General features: G+C 71.6%; 20 protein-coding genes and 3 pseudogenes. 13 read left to right on the top strand and 10 right to left on the bottom strand.

The window, feature by feature from the left end; all coding sequences use genetic code 11:
- The 4 genes from AQJ11_RS51240 to AQJ11_RS26730 form a co-directional block, all read left to right on the top strand.
- The coding region (locus AQJ11_RS51240) for an SDR family oxidoreductase (protein ID WP_159061693.1) at positions 1-83 on the top strand (83 nt) is incomplete at its 5' end.
- A gap of 522 nt (positions 84-605) precedes the next feature.
- Positions 606-1580 carry an STAS domain-containing protein gene (locus AQJ11_RS46320; protein ID WP_079082411.1) on the top strand — a complete coding sequence of 325 codons (975 nt, stop codon included), beginning with the start codon at positions 606-608 and terminating at the stop codon, positions 1578-1580.
- A gap of 256 nt (positions 1581-1836) precedes the next feature.
- Complete coding sequence (locus AQJ11_RS26735; protein WP_244218358.1) at positions 1837-2340, top strand: DUF5994 family protein; 504 nt, start codon at positions 1837-1839, stop codon at positions 2338-2340.
- Positions 2341-2482: 142 nt separating this feature from the next.
- On the top strand, positions 2483-3676 hold the full coding sequence (locus AQJ11_RS26730) for a PP2C family protein-serine/threonine phosphatase (protein WP_059264784.1): 1194 nt from the start codon (positions 2483-2485) through the stop codon (positions 3674-3676).
- A gap of 203 nt (positions 3677-3879) precedes the next feature.
- Here AQJ11_RS26730 and AQJ11_RS53095 read toward each other — a convergent pair.
- Positions 3880-4164: pseudogene (locus tag AQJ11_RS53095) on the bottom strand (hypothetical protein); the annotation flags it as partial.
- A gap of 262 nt (positions 4165-4426) precedes the next feature.
- Here AQJ11_RS53095 and AQJ11_RS26725 point away from each other — a divergent pair.
- Positions 4427-4615: a hypothetical protein gene (locus AQJ11_RS26725; protein ID WP_014673289.1), complete on the top strand. Its 189-nt coding sequence runs from the start codon at positions 4427-4429 to the stop codon at positions 4613-4615.
- A 65-nt stretch (positions 4616-4680) separates the two neighbouring features.
- Here AQJ11_RS26725 and AQJ11_RS26720 read toward each other — a convergent pair whose 3' ends face one another.
- Both AQJ11_RS26720 and AQJ11_RS26715 read right to left on the bottom strand, forming a co-directional pair.
- On the bottom strand, positions 4681-6189 hold the full coding sequence (locus tag AQJ11_RS26720) for an FAD-binding oxidoreductase (RefSeq protein ID WP_059264642.1): 1509 nt from the start codon (positions 6187-6189) through the stop codon (positions 4681-4683).
- A gap of 937 nt (positions 6190-7126) precedes the next feature.
- Positions 7127-8329: an MFS transporter gene (locus AQJ11_RS26715; RefSeq protein WP_059264641.1), complete on the bottom strand. Its 1203-nt coding sequence runs from the start codon at positions 8327-8329 to the stop codon at positions 7127-7129.
- An 88-nt stretch (positions 8330-8417) separates the two neighbouring features.
- Here AQJ11_RS26715 and AQJ11_RS26710 point away from each other — a divergent pair, with 88 nt between their 5' ends.
- Entirely contained in the window at positions 8418-9392 is a 975-nt protein-coding gene (locus AQJ11_RS26710) for an ArsR/SmtB family transcription factor (protein ID WP_014673292.1), read from the top strand.
- A 71-nt stretch (positions 9393-9463) separates the two neighbouring features.
- On the top strand, positions 9464-9970 hold the full coding sequence (locus tag AQJ11_RS26705; protein WP_030642835.1) for a glutathione peroxidase: 507 nt from the start codon (positions 9464-9466) through the stop codon (positions 9968-9970).
- A 128-nt stretch (positions 9971-10098) separates the two neighbouring features.
- Here the strand turns inward: AQJ11_RS26705 and AQJ11_RS26700 are convergent, their stop codons facing one another.
- The 3 genes from AQJ11_RS26700 to AQJ11_RS26690 all read right to left on the bottom strand — a co-directional run bounded on the left by AQJ11_RS26700 (position 10099) and on the right by AQJ11_RS26690 (position 12307).
- Entirely contained in the window at positions 10099-10290 is a 192-nt protein-coding gene (locus AQJ11_RS26700; RefSeq protein WP_030642837.1) for a DUF397 domain-containing protein, read from the bottom strand.
- Between the two features lie 189 nt (positions 10291-10479).
- The gene (locus AQJ11_RS26695) at positions 10480-11337 is read right to left on the bottom strand and encodes a helix-turn-helix domain-containing protein (RefSeq protein ID WP_015493273.1); all 858 of its coding nucleotides are present in this window, start codon (positions 11335-11337) and stop codon (positions 10480-10482) included.
- Between the two features lie 208 nt (positions 11338-11545).
- Positions 11546-12307, bottom strand: a complete 762-nt coding sequence (locus tag AQJ11_RS26690; protein WP_059264640.1) for a GOLPH3/VPS74 family protein — start codon at positions 12305-12307, stop codon at positions 11546-11548.
- Positions 12308-12488: 181 nt separating this feature from the next.
- On the opposite strand from AQJ11_RS26690, the gene AQJ11_RS26685 reads away from it, so the two are divergent.
- Together AQJ11_RS26685 and AQJ11_RS26680 are read left to right on the top strand one after the other, a co-directional pair.
- Positions 12489-14939, top strand: coding sequence for a D-alanyl-D-alanine carboxypeptidase (locus AQJ11_RS26685; protein ID WP_059264639.1), 2451 nt, complete (start codon positions 12489-12491; stop codon positions 14937-14939).
- Positions 14940-15153: 214 nt separating this feature from the next.
- On the top strand, positions 15154-16974 hold the full coding sequence (locus AQJ11_RS26680; protein WP_208616620.1) for an MFS transporter: 1821 nt from the start codon (positions 15154-15156) through the stop codon (positions 16972-16974).
- A gap of 113 nt (positions 16975-17087) precedes the next feature.
- Here AQJ11_RS26680 and AQJ11_RS46305 read toward each other — a convergent pair.
- A pseudogene (locus AQJ11_RS46305) lies at positions 17088-17312 on the bottom strand (hypothetical protein); the annotation flags it as partial.
- A 73-nt stretch (positions 17313-17385) separates the two neighbouring features.
- Here AQJ11_RS46305 and AQJ11_RS51230 point away from each other — a divergent pair.
- Both AQJ11_RS51230 and AQJ11_RS26670 read left to right on the top strand, forming a co-directional pair.
- Positions 17386-17612, top strand: a pseudogene (locus tag AQJ11_RS51230) (SDR family NAD(P)-dependent oxidoreductase); the annotation flags it as partial.
- Between the two features lie 225 nt (positions 17613-17837).
- Complete coding sequence (locus AQJ11_RS26670) at positions 17838-19397, top strand: sodium:solute symporter family protein (RefSeq protein WP_014673300.1); 1560 nt, start codon at positions 17838-17840, stop codon at positions 19395-19397.
- 22 nt (positions 19398-19419) lie between these two features.
- On the opposite strand, the gene AQJ11_RS26665 is transcribed toward AQJ11_RS26670, so the two are convergent.
- Positions 19420-20535, bottom strand: a complete 1116-nt coding sequence (locus AQJ11_RS26665; RefSeq protein ID WP_014673301.1) for an ADP-ribosylglycohydrolase family protein — start codon at positions 20533-20535, stop codon at positions 19420-19422.
- A gap of 137 nt (positions 20536-20672) precedes the next feature.
- Between AQJ11_RS26665 and AQJ11_RS26660 the strand changes: the two genes are divergently transcribed.
- Positions 20673-21185: a DUF2165 domain-containing protein gene (locus AQJ11_RS26660; protein ID WP_014673302.1), complete on the top strand. Its 513-nt coding sequence runs from the start codon at positions 20673-20675 to the stop codon at positions 21183-21185.
- On the top strand, positions 21182-22192 hold the full coding sequence (locus tag AQJ11_RS51225) for a pentapeptide repeat-containing protein (protein ID WP_244218357.1): 1011 nt from the start codon (positions 21182-21184) through the stop codon (positions 22190-22192). The genes AQJ11_RS26660 and AQJ11_RS51225 overlap by 4 nt, the downstream gene beginning before the upstream one ends.
- Here the strand turns inward: AQJ11_RS51225 and AQJ11_RS26650 are convergent.
- Positions 22185-22748: a hypothetical protein gene (locus AQJ11_RS26650; RefSeq protein WP_079082409.1), complete on the bottom strand. Its 564-nt coding sequence runs from the start codon at positions 22746-22748 to the stop codon at positions 22185-22187. The genes AQJ11_RS51225 and AQJ11_RS26650 overlap by 8 nt on opposite strands.
- Positions 22749-22842: 94 nt before the next feature.
- Positions 22843-25428: a bifunctional FO biosynthesis protein CofGH gene (locus AQJ11_RS26645; protein ID WP_059264638.1), complete on the bottom strand. Its 2586-nt coding sequence runs from the start codon at positions 25426-25428 to the stop codon at positions 22843-22845.
- Between the last annotated feature and the right edge of the window lie 20 nt (positions 25429-25448).

Below are 25448 nucleotides of genomic sequence, written 5' to 3'. Positions count from 1 at the left end.
AAGCGGCCGCGTGGCTGCTCAGCGACCGCGCCTCGTACGTGACCGGCGCGATCCTGCCGGTCGACGGCGGCGCCGGCGCCTGACAAGAGCGGCCCGGGTCCTGATCCGCGCTCTGGGCGCTGTCGAGAACGCCCGGCCGGCGTCGGCGCGGCTGACCTGATCCGGGGAGACGCAAGGGGCGGCTCCCCGGCGCGCATCAGGCACACAGGCAGCAAGTGGGTCACCGGCTCCCTGGCCAAGCAGACGGGTGATCTCCAGCCGGCGGTGTCGTGTCCAGGGCGGCGCGCATCCGGTGGCGCCTGTCCCGACAGGGCAGGGGCGAGGTGGTGCCCTGCCTTTACCCGCCGGCCCTCGGCTGTGAGGGACGCAGCCGCTTCCGGTTGCGGCCGACGTACGGTTGAAGTACCGAGGGCATCACGCACTCCGGCTGCCACGCCGGGTCGTCCTCGGCGAGTGACGAGTGAATCCGGGCCGCCCCAGTGGTCGGTGCGGAGACGGGTCGGCACCATGTCCGCCGCGGTCGAGGCAACTCCGTGCAAGCTCATCATGGCAGGGGCCGCGCCGAGCGCCCGCGCACGTCCGCAACCCCGCCGAGGGGAGGCGTGATGGCCATTTCCCGGCTGGACATCCATCGGCGGAACCGAGGAGAGCGGACGCTCGTCACGCTTGCCGGTGACATCGGGCCGGCCACGACGCCGCTGCTGCGGGCCGCAGTGGAGCAGTGTCTGCTGGACGGTGTCACCGTGATCGACATCGACTTGACCACGGTCGGCTCCTGCGACGCCAGGGGCTTGGACGTCCTCCTGTCGGCATCACGGCGCGCCGGCCGGGTCCACGCTCGCCTGCGGCTGCACCATCCGTGCGCGCAGATCGCCCGGCTCCTCGATGCCACCGGATCGGATTCGCTGCTCCTTACGGCCCCCGTGAGTCCCGTGCCGCCCGCCGCGTCCGGCGACCTGATGAGTACCGCGACGCGGGCACCCGGCGACCCCGCTCGTCGGCCGGACCAGCCGGTCCTCAGGGATGGGATCCGCCTTCGCCGGCTGACCCGCTGGCAGGCAGAAGACATGCGCGAGGACATCGCGGACCTGGCTGCGGAGTCCGTCGCGGGCACCGCCGGCGAGGCGTACCACGACCGCGGAGACTTCCTGCACCGCTTGGCGGTCACCGCCCACCGCCCTGGTTTCGCCCTGCTGGTCGCCGAGACGACGGTGCTGGTCGGTTGTGCCTTCGGTTTTCCGATGGGCTCTGACGGCTGCGACCGCCGGGAGTGCGGCGGAGCGCTCCAGGAGATCATCCAGCGGCTCACTTCCCGCGCACGGTTCGTCGTCCTCACCCAGGTCGTGGCCCATCCGCACGCTCAGCACCGCGACATCGCCCGCCGCCTGCAACAGCGCCTGCTCACCGACCTGCACTCCTCCCTCGGGGTCACCCTGCTGCATCCTGCCGACCAGGCCGGACAAGCCGCCTTCTCGTCCTGGGGCTGGCAGAACATGGGTGAGGTCGTCGGGCTGCCCGGCCCCGTCGCCCCCTGCGTGTTGACCCTGTCCGTCGAAGGGCAGCCCTCGGCACGCCGGTGATTGGGCAGAGGAGCCAGGGGCCGTCGGTCGTACCGGCCGGGGCGGTCACGCCAGCCGTCGTCCGCCGTACGGACAGCGTCTCGACGCGATGGCTGTCTGCCTCTCCACGCGATGGCTGCGCCACGCCGCTTGCCACGGCCGGGAGTAGCCTGACAGGTACCGAGAACTTCCGGGCGCACGATGACGGCGGCGCCGTTCCCGGCGAGGGACAGACACGGGCAGCCGGAATCCGCACGGCCCGGAACGGGATCGCACGATGAACGCCATCGCACAGCCCGCAGAAGGTACGACGTCAGGCGACGGACACTCCTACCGGATGCCCTTGCCCCGGCTGCGCCTCACGCCGGACGTCAGCCATGGCCCGCTGGACGGCGCGTGGTGGCCGCGCTGCGACGCACTGGAACTGGAGCTGCCCGCGCTGGTCGGCTCCCTGGATCCGGGCGTCGGCACCGTCACCCGCGTGACCGTGGGGACTGCCGCCTGGCCCGATGCCCCGCAGGAGGTGATGGCGCCCGGCCATGTGATCGAGGTGGTCCTAACCGATTCCGCCACCGAGGCGCATGCCATCACCGTGGACTGCGGCACCGTGGGACGCTGGGAACTGCTGGTGATCCCCCCGGACGAGCCGGCTGGAGTGGCCACTCGGCTGCTGACCGCCGCCGCGGACCCCGGGAACCCGCTGTCGGCTCCACGTCTGCTGGCACTCGCCGAGAGCGGCCTCGACGGACAGGACGCTTGGGAGTCGGAAGGCGGAGCCTGACCGAGATGAGCAGCCCGACCCGGCCGACTCCGCGTGACCGGCAGGGCGGGCGCCACGACCCCGTGGTGGAGCCATGGCACCGACGGATCCTTTGTCATCCTGGCCCGCCCCCGCACCAAGCGTGACCGCGGCGGGTGAGGGGATGACGGCAGGACGGCGTCCGGACCGGTCCGAGAGCTTCGGGGAAGCCCTTCTCGGGAAGATCCTCGACAGCGCGCACGAACTCCCGCCCCATCTCATCGGGCCCTTGGTCGCCGACGTGGTGGAGCGGCTCGGTGGCCGCCGTCCGCAGGTGCTGTTGCAGGACTACGGCCAGCTGGTGCTCGTACCGCTGCCCGGCGAGGGACTCACCGGCGGGGAACCCCAGGTGATCGACGATTCCGAGGCGGGTCGCTGCTTTCTGGACGCGGTCCCCGTGGAGGTGGCCCAGGAGGACGGCGTCCGGGTCCATATGCCCCTGCTGGACGGCGGTGACCAGGTGGGGGTCATGGCGGTGACGCTGGACAGCGTCGACGACCACGACCGCCGCCTGCTGCTCAGGATCTCCGGCCTGGTGGCCGACCTCCTGGTGACCAAGCACGGCTACTCCGACCTGTTCTTCGACGTCCGACGCGGTGAGGCGATGAGCGTCGCCGCGGAGATCCAGTGGTCCCTGCTGCCACCGCTGGCCATGATCATGCCCCGGGTCGCCGTCGCGGGGATCCTGGAACCCGCCTACGACGTGGCCGGCGACAGCTTCGACTACGCGCTCAACGGCGACGTCCTCCACGTGGCCATGATCGACGCGATGGGTCACGGGCTGGACGCGGCCACGATGGCCGCGGTGTCCATCGGCTCCTACCGCCACGCCCGCCGCGCCGGCGTCGGACTGTCAGAGATCTACTCGTTCATGGACCACGCCGTGACCAGGCAATTCGGTCCCGAGCACTTCGTCACCGCGCAGATGTTGCAGCTGAACACGACGACGGGGCGGGTGCAGTGGGTCAACGCCGGACACCTTCCGCCGATCCTCGTCCGCGACCACCGCGTCGCGCAGCGTCTGGACGGCCCGACGACACTCCCCGTCGGCCTGGGTGGCGCGGAGCCTCGGGTGAGCGAGCTGGGGCTGGTGCCCGGGGACCGGGTCCTCTGCTTCACCGACGGGGTGGTCGAGGAGCACGAGAGCGGTGGGGAGGAGTTCGGGGAGGACCAGCTGATCGACTGCGTGAACCAGCTGGAGAGGACCGGGCGCGGCATCCGGGCGGTGACGCGATCCCTGTCCCACACGCTCAAGCAGGCGCGGGGCGGGCAGACCAGCGATGACGCGACGCTGCTCATGGTGGAGTGGCGCGGCTGACCCCCTCGCCGTGCGACGCCGTTCCGCCGGTCACGCCCGGCGGCGGCCCGCCGGCCGGACGGACCGTGCCCGCTCCCGGTCTCGATGAGTACCACGCACCGTCGAGGACGCCCTCGCGCGATGCGGTCGTCTCCGGCCGGAGAAGCGCACATCCCGGTCGCACCGCCTCGTGGACGCCGCTGGGCAGACGCCGGGGAACAGGTGTTGCGCGGCTCGACCGGGCGGCCGGTCCGGGTGGTGAAGACGTACGCCGGCTCCTGCCCCTTCTCCCCCGCCTTGAGAACGCGGTTGTCCAGGTCGACGTCCGATCAGCGGAGGCCGACGATTCCTCCCCGGCGGGGCCCCATGGCGACGGCGAGCGCGAAGTGCGCATGGAATAGGGCGAGTTCCTCGCGGCAGGCGGAGCGCAGAACTCGGTGCGGCTCCTTGGCGGTTGCGGTGATGGGCTCCTTCTCCGGGGAAACGAAAGAGCGCCGGACATCAGGAACACTCCTCCGCCGCGATTTACCCCGTACACCCGTACGGCACGGGCAATGACCCCGGCCCAGGCCGCCACATCGCAGGCAGCCCGGGCTCCTCCCCGTGAGTTCCCAACTGAATTTGTTCAGTTCAACCATTTGCGGCCCGCGCACCCACCCCGCACCTCACCGCATTCTCACCCCGACGGCCCAACATGACGTGTCGCCCAGATGGATGAACAATTGGCTGAGTAGTGCCCCAACCCGAGGCAATGCGTGAAAGGCGAACCACATGCGTATTCGACGAATCCTCGCCGCCGTCATCGCCACGGCAGCCCTCGCCGGACTCGGCCTCACAGGCGCCGCCACCGCCACCGCCGCCAGCCTCACTCCGGGTGAGTGCGAGCAGGGCGGCGGAACGGTCAATTGGGCGAACAACACCTGTAGTGGCGGTATGTACGACGGGCAGATGGTCGACTAACCCCACCAGGCGCCCCGCAGCCACGCGCTGCGGGGCGCGGATCACCGGGCTTGGGCCGTGCTCGGTCAGCGGGACGCGGGCGGGATGCTCTGGTCGTACTGGAAGACGTTGCGGGGGTCGTAATCCGCCTTGATCCTGCGCAGTCGGCCGAAGTTGGATCCCCAGTAGGCGGTCTCCCATTCCTGCATGCCGATGTTCGGCACGTTGACGTAGGCGCCGTCCACGTAGGGCTTCAGTGCCTGGCTGAATTCGGCGATCCAGGCCTGGGCCTCCGGGGTGAGCGGGTCGCAGACGCCCGGCTGGTCACTGCGCTTGCCCCAGCCGGCGCCGGGTTCGGCGTAGAAGAGCGCGTCGCGGTGCGGGAACGCCGTGCCGCCGCGGGGGCTCTTCCTGACCGTGCCCCCGAACGCCTGGACGAAGTAGTTGCTGTCGTCCGTAGGGGCTTTCTTGATGAACGAGGCGATCACGTCGATCGCCTTGGCCGGGAACGGCTTCTTGGCGAACTGGGAGTAGAACTTCCAGTTGGCGGGTTCGAGCGTGATCGGGGTCTGGAATCCCGCGTACACGTCGCCCCAGTTTCCCACCTGCGTCGTCACGTTGGGGCTGTCGATCGACAGGAGAGGGGCCAGCAGCTTCTTCGCCTCCGCGGGTGTTCCTTCCGCGAGGACCGCGAACAGCAGGATCTGGTTCGGGTGGACTTCGAGCTGGGTGCCGAGGCGGTTGTCGGTGAACGGCATCGTGCGCTGGTAAGCCTGGAAGACCCTGCGCAGGTCGCCGATTCCGTCCCAGGTGGCCGTCAGATACGTGACGCTCTTCAGCGGCGCCAGCTTGTAGGTGAGCGAGGTGACGATTCCGAAGTTGCCGTTGCCCGCTCCGCGCAGCGCCCAGAGCAGGTCGGCGTGGTGGTTCAGATCGACCTTGATCGCCTTGGCGCACTCGCCGCCCTCCGCGACGACGATCTCGGCGCCGATCAGGCTGTCGCAGGCCATGCCGAGCCAGCGGGTGAGGAAGCCGAAGCCGCCGCCGAGCGTCGCGCCGGACAGGCCCACGCTGCCTTCGGTACCGGTCGTCACCGCGAAGTTCCGCTTCGCGAGCGTGGTCACCGCTTCCAGCTGGTTGAGTCCGGCGCCGACCTTCGCGACACGAGCGGCGGCGTCGATGTGGACCGACTTCAGCTCGCTGATGTCGATCACGAGGCCGTTGTCGACGTTCGACCAGCCCTCAAGGCTGTGGCGGCCACTCCTCACGCGCAGCGCGACGTCGTTCTGCCGCGCCCACGTCAGGGCGTTGACCACGTCCTGGGTGTCCTGAGCGAAGACGATGACCAGCGGGTAGTGGGAGAAGAGCTGGTCCCAGCCGAGGCGCGCGTCCGTGTAGCCGGGGTCGTCGGGGCGGACGATGCGGCCGGTCAGCTTCGCGGGCGGGCACTGTGCCCCGTACCCCTGGCTCACGGTGGCCTCGGTCACCGCACTCGCATCGGGGGCTTCGGCCGCCGCAACGGCCGGCACGACGACCGCGCCGGCACCTGCGACCGCCGTCGTCTTGAGCAGTCCCCGACGGGAAAAGTCGTTCATGGTCCCTGTCCTCTCACCCGCCAATGGGTGCAAATCAGTCCTTTGTGGACTTCAGGCGAAGCGGACGCTAGCAAGGGCGCTCGCGGCGAACCGTCTCGACACGCTCGCGACCTCGGACGAGGCTCCTGATGCCCGACTCCGCGCCTCCCGCGTCGGCCGCGCCCAGACGAACCGGTCCACGCACCGGTGAACCGGGGAGGCGCTCGGCCGAGTGCAGAGGCATCGCAGAGCCGCACGATCAGCCGGTAACCGACATCCATCGCCGCCAGCCCCAGCAACTCGGCGTGACGGGTGCGCCAGCGGCCCGTCGCCAAGTCGTCTGCGAGCCGGGTCAGGCCCGGTGCGAGGGCGTCGTCGCCGGTCTGGGCCAGCATGGAGATCCCCGCACGCGCCTGTGGGTCGAGGTAGGCGTGCGGGCGGCGCCAGTACGCGGCGCCGAAGCCGTCGACGCAGTCGTGGGGGATGCGGACCGGTTCCTGGCGGCCCCCGCCGAGCAGGTCGATCAGCCGCGTCGACGGCGTCGTCGCGCAGCGGGAGGTGCTCCGCGACGGCCCGCACCGCCGGAGCGGCGGCTCCCGCCGGACGCTGACTGATCATCACCTGGCTGGGCTCGACCGCCGGCACCGTCCGCGGCGGCTCGTACGAACCACCGCCCGCCCCCACGTCGAGTACGTCCGCCGCGTCCCCGACCGCTGCATGGATCTGGACGGCGATCCGCGGATCGGGTTGCCGCGTCCGGGCGTATGTGGCGCCGAGTGCGTCGTAGAGGACCAGGGCGGTCAGTATGCGGAGCCAAGTGCGTCGTGGAAGGCCACGGCGGTCAGTATGCGGAGCCGCCGTGGTCGTGGGGCCGCTCGTCGAGCCGGACCCGACCGGTGCCGGGATCCGCGGCGACGGGGCGGGCGCCCCTCGGTGGGCGCCGTCGGCCGCGTCGGCGTCAGAACGGCGAGTGCTCCCGCGCGGGCTCGGCGGAGGGCCGGGCCGGGGTCCGGCGGGCGGCTGCGGCCAGCGCCAGCGTGACGCAGAGCGAGGCCGCCGCCATCGCGGTCATCGCCATGGCCGGCGAGGTGAACTGGGCCACCGCGCCGGCCAGCGCCGCGCTCACGCCCTGGAAGGTCAGCATGCCGACCGAGTGCAGTCCCAGCGCCTGGCCGGACAGGTCGCCGGGGGTCAGGCTCATCAGCCGCTCCTGCTGGACCAGGCTCGCGCCGAAACCGGCGGAGGCCACGGTCACGCAGACCACCGCCACCGGCACCGGCGGGTGCGCGCAGAACACCAGGTACGGCGTCGCGAGCAGCAGCAGGAGCGGGGTCGCCAGCCGGCGCCGGACCGCGGGCCGCAGCAGACGGCCCACCGTCACGTCCCCGGCGAGCATGCCGAGCGCGGCAGACGCGAACAGGGTGCCGGCCGCGTGCGGTGCGTACGACACGTAGAGGGACTCGCAGCCGACGACCATGCCGTTGGGCAGCCACAGGCCCAGGTAGGTGAGGCGGCGCGGACGGGACGACCACAGCTCGGCGTTGGCGCGCCAGGTCGCCGACGGCGAGGGGCGGCCCGTGGCCCGGGGCGGCCGGGCGGTCAGGCCGAGGCGCAGGACGAGCGCGGACGTCAGGTACAGGGCCGCGGCCAGCAGCAAACAGGCCCGCGGGGAGAGGGCGGCGAGCAGGGCACCGCCGGTGGCGAACCCGGCGATCTGCATGAGCCCGCTCATCATGTTGAACAGCGAACGCCCGGGCAGGTAGCCGTCCTTGGCGAGGATCTCGTTCAGCAGGCCCCAGCGGACCCCGCCCCCGAGTGAGGCGACCAGGCCCAGGACCAGGACGGCGGTGAACAGCGCGCCGAGCGGCAGACCGGGCAGCGCCTGCACCGCCGTACCGGCGGCGAAGGCCAGCGAGACGGCGGTGAGGGTAGTGCGCGGGGGCAGCCGGTCGGCGCCGGAGAGCAGGAGGGTCGCGCCGAGCACCTGGGCGAGGGACGGGCCGAACATGCTCAGCGCCGACAGGAGGGGGGAGCCGGTCGCCCGGTAGACGAGGGTGCCGAGGGCGAGGCCGCCGACGGTCCCGGCGGCGGTCTGGGCGGCGGTGCCGAGGAAGAGCGCGGTGAACTCGGGGGTGCGGAACAGGGATCGGTAGGCGGGCATGTTCCGGAGTCTCGGACGGGCCGCGGCGGGCTCGTTACTGTTTCGCCGTCGTGCGAAAGGTCCGTACGCGGCGTACGAGGAGGCGTTCATGGGGTGGTGGCAGCTCAACGCGGACACCCTGGCCCGGAGCCGGTTCGTCATCTCGCCGCTCGCCGAGACCTTCGCCGCGCTGAAGCTGCTGCACGCCGGGCAGGGGACGCATCCCGGTGAGCACTCCTGGCTGGGCGCGCACCTGCCCGCCTACCGGGACAGGCTCGCGGCCGACCCGGTGACGGCCCGGCTGGTGCGGGCGGGGCTGGGGCGGGAGTGGATCGCCGACTTCCTCACGCCCACGCCCCGCGACGGCGAGAGCCTGCGGGACGGGATCGCCCGGGTCCGCGCCACCGGGCCAGCGGACGCCCGCGCGCACCTGCGGCTCTCCCTCGCCGGACCGCTGCCCGCCGGCCTGGACCGGGACGACCTGCCCGAGCGGGCGGCCGTACTGCTGGAGTGGGTGTGGGAGGAGACCGTACGACCGTACTGGGGGCGGCGCCGGCGGGTGCTGGAGGCGGATGTGGTGGCGCGGACCGCGCAGGCGAGCCGGGGCGGCTGGGCGAGCGTGCTGGACTCCCTGCGGCCGGGCGGCACGCGGTGGCTCGGGGACAACCGGTTCCAGATCAACCTGCACGAGTATCCGCCGCGCGAGATCTCCGGTGCCGAGCTGGTGTTCGTGCCGGTGACCGCGCAGCGCACGGGCTGGGTGGCCTGGGAGGACGGTGAGCGGTACGCCGTGGTCTACCCCTGTGCCGGTGTCCTGGCCGGGGACGCCGACCGGGTGGTGCCCGCCGGGCTGAGCGCGCTGCTCGGGCCGGGCCGGGCGGCGGTGCTGGTGCTCCTCGGCTCCCCCCTGAGCACCACCCAGCTGACCGCCGTGACCGGGCAGGGTCTGGGCTCGGTGGGCCGGCACCTGAAGGTGCTCCGGGAGGCGGGGCTGGTGACGCGTCGGCGGGCCGGGCGATCGGTGCTGTACGTACGGACGGCGGCCGGCGAGGTCCTGGTCGAGGCGGGGCAGGTGAGCCGGTGATCCGGGGAACCGGTGACGTGCCGGACGAGGCCGGGCAGGGGGGTGTCGTCCGGCGGGGCTAGCATCCGGGCATGACGACTACTGAGCACAGCGGCTCTCCGCTGGACGTCGAGATCGGGGCCCTCCAGGGCGGCTCCGCGGATCTGTCGCGGTTCGCGGGCAAGGCCGTCCTCATCGTGAACGTGGCCTCCAAGTGCGGGCTGACCCCGCAGTACACCGGACTGGAGAAGCTCCAGGAGCGGTACGCCGAGCAGGGCTTCACCGTGCTGGGCGTGCCCTGCAACCAGTTCCTCGGGCAGGAGCCCGGAACCGCCGAGGAGATCGCGGAGTTCTGCTCGGCGACCTACGGCGTGACCTTCCCGCTGACGGAGAAGGTGGAGGTGAACGGGGCGGGCCGGCATCCGCTGTACGAGCGGCTCGTGGGCTTCGCCGACGCCGAGGGGCACAGCGGGGACATCCGCTGGAACTTCGAGAAGTTCTTGATCGGCCGGGACGGTCGGGTCGTCGCGCGGTTCTCGCCGCAGACCGAGCCGGAGTCGGCCGAGGTCGTCTCCGCGATCGAGGCCCAGCTCGGCTGAGTACGGCTCGGGCCTGGTGGCCCGGTAGAAGGCGGTGAGCCCTCTCGGCAAGGACGGCGACTGGTCGAGAGGGCTCTCCTGGTGGTGCGTGTGCAGTTGTCGTGCGGGTCAGGGTCAGGGAGAACCCCTCACGCCTTGACCGAGGACACGAAGGCGTTCCACGCGTCGGCGGGGAAGGCCAGGATCGGCCCCTCGGGCGTCTTGGAGTCGCGTACGGCGAGTTCGGCGGCGGTGGGCGACTTGACCTCGACGCAGGCGCCGTTGCCCGCGGAATAGGAAGACTTCATCCAGGTCTCCGAAGCGCCCTGAATCAGTGCCATGTCCACTCCTGTTGCGAGTTGCGGTAGTGCGGTTCACGCCAACCATGTCGTCTGACTGGCGTGATCGACGCTACCGGGCAACTGCGCGCCGCGGAGGAGTCGTTCACTCGACCGGATGGCATATTCCAGGTGAGCCTTCCATTGGAGTGGACCGGCGGTGTACGATCCCGCGCCCCGCGTGGTCCGACATCAGTCGGCGTAGAGTTTCGCCACGTCCGCGATGAATTTCCGGGACGCCTCCACATTGAGGGACTGCGCCCGCAGATGCTCGTACATCACGGCGTACTTCTGCACGTCCTGTGCCTTCTCCAAGTACAGGTCGCTGGTCACGCCCTCCAGGTACACCACGCTGGAGTCGGCCGCGTCGGCGAACTCCAGGATCGCGTACTGGCCGTTGAGCCCCGGATGCGCGCCCACGTCGAAGGGCAGCACCTGCACGGTGACGTGCGGCAGCTGCGACATCTCGATCAGGTGCTCCAGCTGTTCCCGCATCACCAGCCGGCTGCCCACGACCCGCTTCAGCGCGGCCTCGTCCAGCACCACCCACAGCCGGAGCGGGTTGGCCTGGGCGGTGATGCGTTCCTGTCGGCGCATCCGCACCTGGACACGCTTCTCGATCTCCGCGGTCGACGTCTCCGGCAACGCGCCCTGCACCAGCGCCTCGGCGTAGGCGCGGGTCTGCAACAGCCCGGTCACCAACTGGGGTTCGTACACCCGCAGCGACTCGGCGTCCGTCTCCAGACCGATGTACACGCTGTACGGGATGTCGCCGAAGGTGTGCCACCAGCCCTGCTGCCGGGAGTCCCGGGCCATCTCCATCAGCGAGTCGACGATCCGCTGGTCCTCGACCTCGTACACCCCGCACAGATCGCGCACGTCGCGCTGGCTGATGCTCCTCCGGCCGTTCTCCAGCCGGCTGATCTTCGACTGCGACACCAGCAGCCGCTCCGCCACCTCTTCGGCCGTCATGCCCTTGAGCTCACGGAGCCTGCGCAGCTCCTGGCCCAACCGGCGCCGCCTGACGGTGGGATTGACATTGGACGCCACGGGACGCGCACCTCCGGCTGCCTGCTTGTTGCCAACACTTTGCGTATCTGCTGTTGAGCAGACTGCCACCAAGGCGCTTCGCACCGCTGGGAAACCGTGGATATGCGGCCGGGGACGCGGCCGAGCGGGGCGGCGAGACCAGAGGATCTCACCGCCCCGCTCGGACCTGCGGCTCCCGAACCGGGTCTGTGGGGACCGGGGTTGCGGCTCAGTGGGCCACGGCGCGTGCCATGGACCCGTGACGCGGCTGCATCGGAACCCCGCGTGCGGGTTCCGGCGCGGGCCTGGCGCCGGGCGCGGCCTGCCGGCCGGCCGGGGCCGGGGCCGGGCCGCGGCGCGGCTGGGCCGCCGCGCCGTTCTGCACGTCCATGACGGCGTGGGCGACGAGCCCGCCCATGGGGTCGTGCCGGATCAGATCCCGCAACCGGGACCGGGACGACCGGCCCTCGTTCCCGGGATACAGGTGCTTGCCGAGCCCGACGGCGTGCGCCAGCGCGGCGAGCGCCGCGGTCCGCGGGTCCGGCGGTACGCCGGTGCGGATCGCGGAGTCCAGCCGGGAGCGGATCTCCCGGCTGATGGCGGTGTCCGTCGCCTGGTAACGCGTCGTCGGCAGCACCCCGCACATCTGGCCGGGTACGGCGGCGACCATGCCGCACCGCTCCAGATGCGAGAGGTAGGTCTGCCTGAGCCCCAGCCGGGGCCCGCCGATCCAGTGGACGGCACGCACGGGAGCGCCACGCCTTCGCAGCAACTCCAACGCGCAGTCCAGAGTCGGATCTCCTGTCGGCCGTGGCACCACCACGGCGATACGATCCCCGTCTGGGGCTATCCGTCCGGCCAGCGCCAGCTCCACTAGCTGTGCACCGGCCAGACCGAGGTCGAGCGACTGCGGCTGCGCAGTGGTACCCGTGGCCGGGTCCAGTGCGAGCAACAGAAGCTCCTCCGGAAGTGTTCTGCGGCTCCTGCCCATCCATGCCTCCCCGCGTGGATGAATGACAGGGTGACCCCTCTCACATTGGTCTGTCGAGGGTGCGTGACCGGTTCGTGAGGGAACCGGTAGGTATGTCGTTCTCGTCTACCGCAGGGGCCAAGTCCTCACACAGGACACTGGTACATGGTTCGGACAGGGCACGCGCGAAGGCGTGCGGCGCATGGAGGAGGCATCGGTGGCGGGCGAGTCCCCCGACAGGTCGAAGCAGCGCGAGTCGTCGGCGGAACCGACGTCGGGGAGCGCGGGTTCGGTTCCCGAGGCGCGCGATCCGCGTCTCGGGGTGTCCCGCGAACGGAAGTCCCCGGGCGGCGACACGGCGACGAAGGTCCTGACGGTACGACCCGAAACCCCGGCCGAGCGGGAGCAGTCGGCCGACCCCGAGGACACCGCCCTCCAGGCGGCGGTGTCGACCTGGGTACGCGAACCGAGCCCGGACACGCCCGCGAACGCCGACGACACCGCCGGGAAGGCCCCGAAGGCCGACGCCTCGTCCGAGACGGAGGACGAGGCCGAGGAGCCGTCTGACGCGGACGTGGATGCGAATGCGGATGCGGATGCGGACGGGGAGACCGAGGCGGAGGGCTCCGCCGACGCGAAGGCCGAGACTGACGCCCCGTCCGACACCGGCACGGAGGCCGAGGCGAAGGACACCGACGGCGCCGAGCCGACCGGGGACGAGGACGCCGAGGCGGACGCTGACGCGGACGCGGAGAGCGCGGCAGACGCCAAGGCGGCCACCGAGGACGAGGCGGCTGAGGACGAGGACGGACCGGAGGCCGCCGATGGCGGGGACGCCCCACAGGGGCCACCCGCGGCCGACGACGAGAGCCGCACGGGTGGTGCGGGTGGGAACGAGGACGCCGAAGGCGAAGCCGAGGCGGACCCGCGGCCGACGCCGCCGCAGGCACCCCGTCCGGGTGGGGACGAGGACGCCGAAGGCGAAGCCGAGGCGGCGGACGACGACGCGCCCCGCACGGACCCCGCGGCCAAGGACCCTGCCCCCAAGGACACCGGCGCCAAGGACACCGCCCCCGAGGACCCCGCCCCCAAGAAGACCGGCGTCGACCAGCCCACCACCGTCTTCAAGGCCGTCCGCCCCAAGACGCCCCCCGTCGACCAGCCGACGACCATGCTCAAGCTCGGCGGCAAGCCGGCCGCCCCCGAGTCCGGCTCCGAGTCCGCCTCCGAGTCCGAGCCCGAACGCACCAGCAAGTTCGTCGCGCTGAAGGACGACCTGCGCAAGCCGGCCGCCCGGGCCGACGCCAAGCCCGCGGACGCCACCACCCCCGTCCCCCAGGTCGGCCCCGAGCGCACCACCCAGCAGCCGCTCCCGCCCAAGCCCCCGCTGGACCTGCTGGCGGAGCTGACGAACACGCCCCCGCCCCCGGAGACCCCGGTCCGCACGCTCGTGCGCCGGATCAAGATCTGGACCCCGCTGGTCCTGCTCCTGGCGATCATCTTTGCGGTCGTACAGGCCGTGCGCCCGCTGCCGGCGCCCACCCTCGCGCTCACCGGCAAGGACAGCTACACCTTCGCCGGCGACCGCACCCAGCTGCCTTGGCCCGGCGAGGGCCAGGGCTGGATGGACGTGGACGGCGTCGGCACGATGGGGCACTTCGGCAAGCAGACCCCCGTGGCCATCGGCTCGGTCGCCAAGACCATGACGGCGTACATCATCCTCAGGGACCACCCGCTGAAGGCGGGCGAGGAGGGCCCGAAGATCAAGGTGGACGCGACGGCCGAGAAGGAGGGCGGCTACAACAAGGCCGGCGAGTCGACGCTCGACACCGTCAAGGCCGGTGAGACCCTCACCGAGAAGCAGGCCCTGTCGGCCGTCCTGATCCCCTCCGCCAACAACATCGCGCGGCTGCTCGCGCGCTGGGACGCGGGCTCGGAGGCGGCGTTCGTCAAGAAGATGAACGCCACCGCCAGGGAACTGGGGATGTCCGACACGACGTACACCGACCCCTCGGGGCTGAAGGAGACCACCGTCTCCACGGCCGAGGACCAGGTGAAGCTGGGCCGCGCGTTCGTGAAGGTCCCGGCCCTGGTCGCGATCAGCAGCGCGGCGAGCTGGACGGACCCCTCCGGCAAGTTCTGGCCCAACTACAACGAGCTGCCGTACCGCATCGGCGCGATCGGCATCAAGACCGGCAGCACCACCGCGGCCGGCGGCAACCTGCTCTTCGCCTCCCGCAAGCAGGTCGGCGGGCAGACGGTGACGATCGTCGGCGCGATCCTCGGCCAGCACAAGCGGGAGATCCTCCAGACGGTCAACGCGGTCAGCAAGACGGCGCTGCTCGCCGCCCAGTCCGCGCTGACCTCGGCGAAGATCGTGAAGAAGGGCGATGTCGTCGGGTACGTGGACGACCGGCTCGGCGGCCGTACCCCGGTCGTGGTGACGAAGGACGTCACGGCGGCCGGCTGGGCCGGGATGAAGGTGAAGCTGTCCTTCGCGTCCGGGACCGTGCCGCACAGCGCGAAGGCCGGCACCCGGGTCGGGACGCTCACCGTGGGTGACGGTTCGGCCGGTGCGGTGAAGGTCCCGGTGGCCCTCCAGAAGGATCTGGCGGAGCCCGGTATCGGCGCCAAGCTGACCCGCCTGGGCTGACCGGCCGGGCGGGCCGTACGCCCCCGGCCGAACGCCCCCGCGCACCCCGTCACGGAGCCCCCACCCGGGAGCCCCGTGGCGGGGTGCGTGCTAGCGTCACGAATCGGGGCAGGTCGCCGGTCCCGGGACAGGACGGCGAACTGGACCGGACGCGGCCGGGTACTCCTAGGGAAGCGGCCGAGAACAGAAGACGGGACACGGGGAGTGCCTTCAGGTGGCCACAGCGGAGCCGACACACGCCGACGACGCGGATCCGGGCCCGGGACCCGGCCCGCGAATACGTCTGTCCACGACTGACCCGGACCGGCGCACCGCCGGGCCCGAGGCCGGGGTGCGTCCCGGCCGACGCGCCCGTCTGCTCGCCGCCCTGGAACCGCTGCGGCAGCGGCTGCTCCGGCACCCCGTACTGTCGATGACGGTGCTCTCGGGCGTGCTGCACATCATCTGGTTCTTCACGTTCGCGAACAGCGGTGGCGATCTCGCCGCGCAGGACGCGTGGGCGGAGTTCGTCGGCCGGCACCCGGACTCGGCGTACAACCTCGCCTGGTACGGCGGCATGCACCCGGTGTCGTACAGCGTGGTGTCGCCGTATCTGATGTCGGTGCTCGGCGTGCGGACGACGATGATGATCGCCGGGACGGCCTCGGCCGGTCTGCTGACCATGGTGCTGATCCGCAGCCGGGCGGTGAAGAACCCGCTGTGGGCCTCGCTCGCCGGAGTCTTCGCGTTCCTGTGCAACGCGATCTCCGGCCGGGTGACCTTCGGGCTCGGCACGATGTTCGCGCTCGGCTCGGTCGCGGCGGTGTTCTGCTGGCCGTACCGGTGGCGGTTCAAACGCTGGGCGAAGGCCCTGGTCGCCGCCCCGCTCGCGGCGCTCGCCACGATGGCCTCGCCGGTCGCGGGGCTGTTCGTGGGCCTGGTCGCGGTCGCCCTGTTCCTCCAGAAGCGGCGGCCGGGCGCGTGGGCGCTGGGGCTCGCGCCGGCGGCGGTGGTCGCGGTGTCGGCCTGGCTGTTCCCGTTCTCCGGCACCCAGCCGATGGGGTTCGGCTCGGTGATCATGCCGCTGACGTACGGCCTGCTGTGCCTGTTCCTGGTGCCGAAGGACTGGGTGACGGTCCGGCTGACGGCCGCCGTCTACAGCGTCGCCGTCGTCCTGGTGTGGCTGATCAGCTCGCAGATCGGGTCCAACATCTCGCGGCTGCCGATGCTGTTCGCGGGCGCGACCCTGATCGCGGCGCTGCCGTACACCGTGCCGAAGTCCCGCAAGTGGTACGTGACCGTGCTGGCCTTCCTCGGCTTCGTCGGCTGGCTCGGCTTCAAGTCGGTGGACGACATCCTCCACACCACCCCGGCCGCGTCCTGGGCGCGGGAACTCGCCCCGCTGGTCCACGAGCTCCAGAAGGCCGGCGCCGAGAAGGGCCGGGTCGAGGTGGTCCCGGCCCGCTCGCACCGCGAGGCCTCCGCGCTCGCGCCGTACGTCAACCTGGCCCGCGGCTGGAACCGGCAGGCCGACATGGAGCGCAACCCGCTCTTCTACGACGACACGCTCAACTCGGCGAACTACCACGAGTGGCTCCAGCGGTGGGCCGTGCACTACGTGGTGCTGCCGAAGGACAACCCGGACGGTGACGGCGGCGTGCGCGAGCGGCAGCTGCTGCGGCGCGGGATGCCGTATCTGAAGCAGGTCTGGGGCGACGCGAACTGGCAGCTGTTCAAGGTGACCGATCCGGCGCCGCTCGCCGAGCCGAACGCGGTGGTGGACCGGGCCGAGCAGGGCGAGATGACGCTGCGGGTGAGCAAGGCCGGGCGCATCCTGATCCGCATCCCGTACTCGCCGTGGCTGAGCATCGTCGACGAGCACGGCAAGAGCCAGTCCTACGAGAAGGTCAAGGCGTGCCTGATGGCCACGCCCGAGGACGTCGACGGGGACAAGTGGACCACGCTGCTCGCGCCGAAGCCGGGCACGTACCGGCTGGCCGCGCCGTACCAGCTGCCGCGCGGTACGCCGTGCCCCGACGAACTGAGGAAGCCCTGACGGTCAGCGGAGCCGGTCGGCGTACGTGTCGGTGCCCGGCACCGTCGGGATGAACGGCGCCACCGGCTCCACCCGGCCCAGCCCCGCCGCGGCCACCTGCCCGTCCAGCCTCCATCGATGGCGACCGTCCACTTCATGTGGTCGTCGTAGCGGCCGGCGGTGATCCAGTAGGTGGTGAGGTAGGCGTAGTAGTGGTCGTCCTCGTGCCGGCGGTTGTACGCGTACTCGTGGCCGGGGTGCGGCTCGACCATGGTGATCAGCGCGTGGCCGGGGCGGACGCCGTGCGGGCCGACGGCGGCCAGTTCGGCGTACCGCTCGCTGCGGGTGTCCTCGCTCATGCGGTCCCCCTTTTCTGCGGTCGCCCATACTCTGACGCCCTGTCAGATGAAGCGCCGTACCGAAGAAGGGGCCATGTCCCTGCTCGCGGGCAAGGCCGTCTTGCGGGGCGGCGGGAACGCGGTGCTCGGGGCGCGCACGGAGGCGAACCTCGCCAAGAGCGCGGCCGGGATCGATCCGGGGGGCACGCGGACGGCGTTCCGGGCGACGGACATCACGGACGAGGGGCAGTGCGAGGCGCTGGCGGCGCCGGCGCGGGAGCGGTTCGCGGGATCGACGCCGTGGTGCAGGCGGCCGCCTGGGGGATGTGGCGGATGCGGCGGTGTTCCTCGCCTCGGACCGGGCGCGGGCGATCACGGGTCGGCCGTTGCTGGTCAACGCGGGCGAGCTGATGCGCTGACCCAACTCGTCCGACCCGCCTGGCCGTTCACGTTGATGAACACAGATCAGCAAGCAGAACAATTTTACTCTGACTTGACCTTACGCTTGCTTGTCGTGTTCATGTGAGCAGACCCACGATCGGGCACATGAACAGTCTCGACTGGGCCGTGCTCATCGGCTACTTCGGTGTGATGGTCGCGATCGGCGTCTGGTCGCACAAGCGCGTGGACAACGTTTCCGACTTCTTCACGGCCGGCGGCAAGATGCCCTGGTGGCTCTCCGGCATCTCGCACCACATGTCGGGCTACAGCGCCGTGATGTTCACCGGGTACGCGGGCATCGCCTACACCTACGGCGTCACCTCCTTCATCACCTGGTCCTTCCCCATCGCGCTCGGCATCGCCATCGGGTCGAAGCTGTTCGCGCCCCGCATCAACCGACTGCGTTCCCGGCTCCATGTGGCCTCCCCGCTGGAGTACCTGAAGAACCGTTACAACCTGCCCACGCAGCAGGCGCTCGCCTGGTCCGGCATGCTGCTGAAGATCGTGGACGTGGGCGCCAAGTGGGCGGCCATCGCCACCCTGCTGTCCGTCTTCACCGGCATCTCGCTGAACCAGGGCATCCTCATCACCGGCGCGATCACCGCCGTCTACTGCACGATCGGCGGCCTGTGGGCGGACGCACTGACCGAACTCGGCCAGTTCGTCATCCAGTTGCTCGCCGGTGTCGCGATGTTCGTGGCGGTCGTGCTGAAGCTGAACGACAAGAACATCGGCTTCTTCGGCGCCTGGGACGAGCCGGCCCTGCACGGCCACGGCAAGCCGCTGGTCGGCCCCTACGGCACGGTGTTCCTCCTCGCGTTCCTCTTCATCAAGCTCTTCGAGTACAACGGCGGCATGCTCAACCAGGCCCAGCGCTACATGGCCACCGGCAGCGCCTACGAGGCCGAGCGCTCGGCCCGGCTCTCGGCGGTGCTGTGGCTGGTCTGGCCGGTGGTGCTGTTCTTCCCGATGTGGATGTCCCCGCTGCTGGTCCACGCGCAGAAGCCGGACGGCTCAGACTCCTACGCCCTGATGACCGAACAGCTCCTGCCGCACGGCCTGTTGGGCCTCGTCATCGTCGGGTTCTTCTCCCACACCATGGCGATGTGCTCCTCCGACGCCAACGCGATCGCCGCCGTGTTCACCCGGGACGTGGCGCCGGTGCTGTCGGCCAAGGCGCGGGCCTGGGGCGAGCGCTCCGGTCTGATCGCGGCCCGCGTCACGACGGTCGTCTTCCTCGGCCTGTCCATGGCCGTCGCGACCCAGGTCAACTCCCCCACCCTGAAGGACATCATCACCGTCGTCATCAAGTGGGTGGCCGGTCTGATGGGACCGATCGCGATCCCGATGATGCTCGGCCTGCTCCGCCCGTTCCGCCGCTCCGGCCCGACGGCGGCACTCACCAGCTGGGCGGCGGGTCTGCTGGCCTTCTGGCTGGTCAACTACCCCATCAACTGGAACGTCGACGGCGGCGTGCCGCTCCAGTACCAGGTCTCGATCCCGCTCGCGGTCTCCCTGGTCCTGTACATCCTGATCGGCTACCTCAAGCCGGAGGACACCCCGGCCCGCCTGGCCGTCATCGAGAAGGTCAACACGGACGGGGACGCGGTGGCGGCGGTGCCGGTGCCGGCCACCGCGGGCGACGACGTGGTGGGAGCGCCGTAGGGTCCGCCGCCTGAAGCCGCGCTCACGCCCGCGGGTACCGGGCCAGCCACCCCGGTGACGAGCCGGCCGGGCCGTGCAGTGCGGGGCCCTGGGTCATCTCCATCGCGAAGTCGTCGGCCAGTTCCAGGATCGTGGGGCGGCCCTCCAGTTCGGCCAGCCAGGCCGGCGGGAGGGCCGTCTCGCCGTGCAGGGCACCGAGGAGGCCCCCGGTGAGGGCGCCCGCCGCGGCGGAGGGGCCGCTCTGGTTCACCGCCAGGCACAGCCCGTGCCGTACGTCCTCCCCCACCAGCGCGCAGTACACGGAGGCGGCCAGCAGCCCGTCCGCCGTACCGTCGCCGGCCAGCTCCTCCACCCGGGCCGGGGTCGGCATCCCCTGCCGTACCGCGCCGAGGGCGTGCTGGAGGGCATCGGAGACCGGCTGGTGGCCGGGGCGGACGGCGAGCAGCGCGAGGGCCCGCTGCACGGCACCGTCCAGGCTGTCGCCGCGGGCCAGCGCGTGCACGATCACGGCGTACGCGCCCGCCGACAGGTAGGCGATGGGGTGGCCGTGGGTCTGGGCGGCGCACTCCACGGCCAGCTGGACGACCAGTTGGGGTTCCCAGCCGACGAGGAGGCCGAAGGGTGCCGAGCGGGCGACCGCCTCCGGCCCCAGCTCCCCCGGGCTCTTCGGGGACTCCAGCGTGCCCATGGTGTCGTCGCCGAACCCGATGAGCAGGGCACGGGTGGGGTCCCGGCGGGCGTACAGCCACTCCTCGCGGGCCAGCCAGCCGTCCTCCTTGCGGCGCTCGTCGGGCCCCCAGTCCCGCTGGGTGGCCGCCCAGCGCAGATAGGCCCGGTGCAGATCGGTCGGCGGGTGCCAGGCGCCGGTGTCGCGGCGCACCTGGGCGCGTATCAGCCCGTCCACGGTGAACAGGGTGAGCTGGGTGTGGTGGGTGACCGTGCCGCGCCGCCCGTGCCCGAAGGCCAGGTCCAGCAGGCCCTCACCCCCGTACGCGGCCCGGATCTCCGCCAGGGACAGGGGATCGGCGGGCCCGCCCAGCGCGTCGCCCACCGCGGCCCCGAGCAGTGTGCCCCGCACCCGGCTCCGGAAGTCCTGCTGCTCGGCACGCCCCCAGACGGCACCGGCTGTCGCCCCCACCAGACCTCCCCTGGCACCGTCCGCCTGTACGACGCCAGCACTGTAATCGACCAGGGACGGCCCGTTGAGTGCCTCCCGGCCGGATTCTGGCGCAATGCGTACGGCGGACCGGGGCGGCCACCGGGAAGAATCCAGCCATGACCACCACCCCCACCCAGCACACCGGTCTCAGGCTTGCCGCCGGTGTGCTCACCGGCATACTCGCCCTCTACATCGCCCTGGTCGCGCTCGGGAACATCACGGACTTCGGGACCAACCAGCAGTTCGTGCGGCATGTGCTGGCGATGGACACGACGTTCAAGGACGACGATCTGATGTGGCGGGCCGTCACCAGTACCGCGCTTCAGGACACCGCGTACGTCCTCGTCATCGTGTGGGAGACGGTGGCGGCCCTGCTGCTGATCCGGGGGACGTACCTGTGGGCGCGGCGGAGGGACGACCTCGCCCGGCGCTGGTCCACCTACGGTCTGCTGATGCTCCTGCTGCTCTTCGGCGCCGGGTTCATCGCGATCGGCGGTGAGTGGTTCGCGATGTGGCAGTCGAAGACGTGGAACGGCCTGGACGCGGCGACCCGCGTGTTCCTGCTCAGCGGTGTCGCGTTGATCGTCAACCTGCTGCCGGGTCCGGTCCGGCGGGCCGACCCCGCATGACGCGGGGCGTACCCCGGGCGGGGGCGCGGAGCGGACAGCTGCGGCGGATCGCCGAGCGCCGGGCGCGGGCCGGCCGGGCGGCCGGGCAGCGGTCCCGGGCTCCGCTGGGCGCGCGCCGCCCCGGGTACCGCCCGAGGGCTCCGGAGCGGACCGGCGGCGCGGCGGGAGCGGGGACCGGTCCGGCGGCCGGCCCGGAGGGCTGGGCTCAGCGGGCGGGGCTCCTCGCGACGCTGCTCCCCGGGCTGACGGCGGTCGCCACCCTGGTCTTCACCTGGGTGTCCGTCACGCAGGTGTCCGAGGAGCTGACCATCTCGGAGCAGGGACAGATCGCGGACCGGTACGACAAGGCGATCGAGCGGCTGGACGACGACTCCGTCAACATCCGCAGGGGGGCGATCTTCTCCTTGCAGGGCATCATGGAGGACTCGCCGCGGAAGCAGCCGTCGGTGATCGACGACCTGCCCCAGTACATCCGCACCCACGCGGCCAAGAAGGTGACCTCGGCGCAGAAGGCACCCGACATCCAGGCGGCGCTCTCCGTGCTCGGTCAGCGCGATCCCGCGCACGACGGGGACCGGGCCATCGATCTGCGGGGCGTCCAGCTCGCCGACGTCGATCTCAAAGGCGCCGATCTGAGCGGTGCGCTGCTCGCCGACGCGGTGTTCTCGCGCGGTGACCTGGGAGGCACGAAGCTGTCCGGCGCGGACCTGCGGGGTGCCGCGCTGAGGCGGACGATCCTGCGCGGTGCCGATCTGTCGCGGGCGAACCTCTACAAGACGGACCTGCGGGAGGCGGACCTGACGGAGGCGGACCTGAGGGGAGCGGATGTGACCGGAGCGGAACTCGCCGGGGCCGGCCTGGCGGACGTACGGGTCGACGGCGCCACGGAGTGGACCGGTGCGCACCGGCCGGAAGAGGATCTGCCGACGGCGACCGCGACCCCGGTTCCGCCGGACCGCACCACGTCGACCCCCGCTTCCGAGTGGTCCCGCGGGGACGCTACTTGACGACCGCGACGCGGGTGCCCTGGTCGCCGAAGGCCCACAGGGCGGCTCCGTCCTCCTTGTGGAGGCGGATGCCGCCCAGTTTCTGGCCGTTCGCGGGCGGCGGCGAGGAGCCGTCCAGGGCGTTGGAGAAGGCGATGTTCACGCCGGACACCTTGGTGAAGTACATGATGTGCTCGATCTGCACGCCGTCCGAGCCCTTGAGGGACTGGGTGCGCAGGGTGATCGAGTAGCGGCCGGGCTGCGGGCTCACCGTGCCCGGCCACACCGTGAACGTGCGGGCCGCCTTGCCGGTCGCGTCGACCAGCCAGATCCGCTTCTCACCGAGCGAGTACACGATCCGGCGGCCCTCGCCGGACTCGTCCGGCAGGGCGGGGGCGGACGGCGTGCTCGGCGTCAGCGACGCGTGGGGGCTCGCCGTCGCCGAGGCGCTGGGCCTGGTCACGGCGGCCGTGGGATGCGGCCCGTGGTTCGCCTGCACGGCGAGGGCGACGACGGCAGCGGTCGCCCCCGCCGTCAGACCGGTGACCCAGGCCCACGAGGGCAGTCGGGCAGCCACGGGACGCATCTCCTCCGCTACGGGTCCCCCTTCTCAGCACAGGGGTCGGATCATCGTACTCAGTCCGCGGAGGGGGATCGGTCCGGGAGGCCGCTCAGTCCAGGACCGGCAGCAGGTCCGGCAGGTGCCCGTCGGACGCCTCGGCCGCCCGCCGCCGTTCCTCCGGCACCTCGCCGTAGAGGGTGGTGCGCGGCTTCGCGGGGCGGCCGGCCGCCTCCGCCACCGCGACCAGGTCGCGGATCGACTTGTACGAGCCGTACGAGGAGCCCGCCATGCGGGAGATCGTCTCCTCCATCAGCGTCCCGCCGAGGTCGTTCGCGCCGGAGCGGAGCATCTCCGCCGCCCCCTCGGTGCCCAGTTTGACCCAGCTCGTCTGGATGTTGGGGATCCACGGGTGCAGCAGGAGACGGGCCATCGCCGTCACCGCCCGGTTGTCCCGCATCGTCGGGCCGGGACGCGCGATGCCCGCCAGGTACACCGGCGCGTTGGTGTGGATGAAGGGGAGCGTCACGAACTCGGTGAAGCCGCCCGTCTCGCGCTGGATGCCGGCCAGCGTGCGCAGATGGCCGAGCCAGTGCCGGGGCTGGTCCACGTGCCCGTACATCATCGTGGACGACGAGCGGATGCCCAGCTCGTGCGCGGTGCGGATCACCTCGATCCAGGTGGCCGCGGGCAGCTTGCCCTTGGTCAGCACCCAGCGGACCTCGTCGTCCAGGATCTCCGCCGCCGTACCGGGCACGGAGTCCAGGCCCGCCTCCTTGGCGGCCGAGAGCCATTCGCGGATGGACAGGCCCGTCCGGGTCGCGCCGTTCACCACCTCCATCGGGGAGAAGGCGTGGACGTGCATCCCGGGGACGCGCTCCTTCACCGCCTTCGCGATGTCGAAGTACGCGGTGCCCGGCAGGTCCGGGTGGATGCCGCCCTGCATGCACACCTCGACCGCGCCCACGTCCCACGCCTGCTGGGCGCGGTCGGCGACCTGCTCCAGCGAGAGGGTGTACGCGTCCGCGTCCGTGCGGCGCTGCGCGAAGGCGCAGAACCGGCAGCCGGTGTAGCAGACGTTGGTGAAGTTGATGTTCCGGGTGACGATGTAGGTGACGTCGTCACCGACGGCCGACCTGCGGACGTCGTCGGCGACCCGGCACAGCGCGTCCAGCGCCGGACCGTCCGCGTGCAGCAGGGCGAGGGCCTCGGCGTCGGTCAGCCGGGTGGGGTCGTCGGCCGCCGTGCGCAGCGCCTCGCGGACGTCGGCGTCGATGCGTTCGGGGGCCATGCCGGGGGCCGCCGCCTCCCGCAGGGCCTCCCAGTCGCCGTACACCTCGTCGAAGTCGGCGCGCCGGTCGCCGGTGCGTCCCTCGGTGTCGATGGACGTGTGCAGGTCCGTGCGGCCGGTGGCGGTGAACACCTCCTCGGGCTCCTGCCAGGGCCGGCCGGTGACCGGCGCGTCCGGCAGGGCGAGGCCCGTGACCGGGTCGGCGAGGGCGGACACGTGCGGGCGCAGCCGCGGGTCCAGCCAGGGCTCGCCGCGGCGGACGAACTCCGGGTAGACGCAGAGGCGTTCGCGCAGTTCGAAGCCGGCGGCGCGGGAGCGCTCGGTGAGTTCGTCGATCTGCGGCCAGGGGCGCTCGGGGTTGACATGGTCGATGGTCAGCGGGGAGACCCCGCCCCAGTCGTCGATGCCGGCGCCGATCAGCCGCTCGTACTCGGCGTCGACCAGGTTCGGCGGGGCCTGGAGGCAGGCGGAGGGGCCCATGATGTGCCGGGCGACGGCCACCGTGGCGACCAGGTCGTCCAGTTCGGCGTCCGGCATGCCGCGCATCGCCGTGTCCGGCTTGGCGCGGAAGTTCTGGATGATCAGCTCCTGGATGCCGTGGTAGGCCCGGGAGACCTTCCGGAGCGCGAACAGGGACTCCGCGCGCTCCTCGTAGGTCTCGCCGATGCCGATGAGCAGGCCGGAGGTGAAGGGGACGGAGGAGCGGCCGGCGTCCTCCAGGACGCGCAGCCGGACGGCCGGTTCCTTGTCCGGGGAGCCGTGGTGCGGGCCGCCCGGCTCGGACCACAGGCGGGTCGCGGTCGTCTCCAGCATCATGCCCATGCTGGGCGCGACGGGCTTCAGCCGCTGGAAGTCGGTCCACGTCATGACGCCCGGGTTGAGGTGGGGAAGGAGTCCCGTCTCCTCCAGGATGCGGATGGAGATGGCGCGGACGTAGGCGATGGTGTCGTCGTAGCCGTGCGCGTCGAGCCACTCGCGCGCCTCCGGCCAGCGGTCCTCCGGCTTGTCGCCGAGGGTGATCAGGGCTTCCTTGCAGCCGAGGGCGGCACCCTTGCGGGCGATGTCCAGCACCTCGTCGGGGGACATGAACATGCCGTGCCCGGCGCGGCGCAGCTTGCCGGGCACGGTGACGAACGTGCAGTAGTGGCACTTGTCCCGGCACAGCCGGGTCAGGGGGATGAAGACGCTCTTCGAGTATGTGATCACGCCGGGCCTGCCCGCCGCCTCCAGGCCCGCGTCCCGCACCCGGGCGGCGGAGGCGGCGAGGTCGGTGAGGTCCTCACCCCGCGCCTGGAGCAGCACCGCCGCCTCGGCGACGTCGAGGGCGACGCCGTCCCGGGCGCGTTTGAGGGCGCGACGCATGGAGTTCTCGGTGGGGCCGGTTCCGGAGGTCGCGGAAGTCGTCATTCCTTGAGCATACGTTCGCG

It is taken from the genome of Streptomyces corchorusii, from assembly GCF_001514055.1.
GTDB lineage: Bacteria > Actinomycetota > Actinomycetes > Streptomycetales > Streptomycetaceae > Streptomyces > Streptomyces olivaceoviridis.
Note: the sequence above shows the minus strand (reverse complement) of the source record. Positions and strands in the feature narration are given on the sequence as shown.

Coding starts and splice junctions, on each gene's coding strand:
- AQJ11_RS26735 (WP_244218358.1), top strand. CDS start 1,837: ATGAACGCCATCGCACAGCCCGCAGAAGGTACGACGTCAGGCGACGGA.
- AQJ11_RS26685 (WP_059264639.1), top strand. CDS start 12,489: ATGGAGGAGGCATCGGTGGCGGGCGAGTCCCCCGACAGGTCGAAGCAG.
- AQJ11_RS26690 (WP_059264640.1), bottom strand. CDS start 12,307: ATGGGCAGGAGCCGCAGAACACTTCCGGAGGAGCTTCTGTTGCTCGCA.
- AQJ11_RS26670 (WP_014673300.1), top strand. CDS start 17,838: ATGAACAGTCTCGACTGGGCCGTGCTCATCGGCTACTTCGGTGTGATG.
- AQJ11_RS26700 (WP_030642837.1), bottom strand. CDS start 10,290: ATGGCACTGATTCAGGGCGCTTCGGAGACCTGGATGAAGTCTTCCTAT.
- AQJ11_RS26710 (WP_014673292.1), top strand. CDS start 8,418: ATGGGGTGGTGGCAGCTCAACGCGGACACCCTGGCCCGGAGCCGGTTC.
- AQJ11_RS26660 (WP_014673302.1), top strand. CDS start 20,673: ATGACCACCACCCCCACCCAGCACACCGGTCTCAGGCTTGCCGCCGGT.
- AQJ11_RS26730 (WP_059264784.1), top strand. CDS start 2,483: ATGACGGCAGGACGGCGTCCGGACCGGTCCGAGAGCTTCGGGGAAGCC.
- AQJ11_RS26720 (WP_059264642.1), bottom strand. CDS start 6,189: ATGAACGACTTTTCCCGTCGGGGACTGCTCAAGACGACGGCGGTCGCA.
- AQJ11_RS26725 (WP_014673289.1), top strand. CDS start 4,427: ATGCGTATTCGACGAATCCTCGCCGCCGTCATCGCCACGGCAGCCCTC.
- AQJ11_RS26705 (WP_030642835.1), top strand. CDS start 9,464: ATGACGACTACTGAGCACAGCGGCTCTCCGCTGGACGTCGAGATCGGG.
- AQJ11_RS26645 (WP_059264638.1), bottom strand. CDS start 25,428: ATGACGACTTCCGCGACCTCCGGAACCGGCCCCACCGAGAACTCCATG.
- AQJ11_RS51225 (WP_244218357.1), top strand. CDS start 21,182: ATGACGCGGGGCGTACCCCGGGCGGGGGCGCGGAGCGGACAGCTGCGG.
- AQJ11_RS46320 (WP_079082411.1), top strand. CDS start 606: ATGGCCATTTCCCGGCTGGACATCCATCGGCGGAACCGAGGAGAGCGG.
- AQJ11_RS26715 (WP_059264641.1), bottom strand. CDS start 8,329: ATGCCCGCCTACCGATCCCTGTTCCGCACCCCCGAGTTCACCGCGCTC.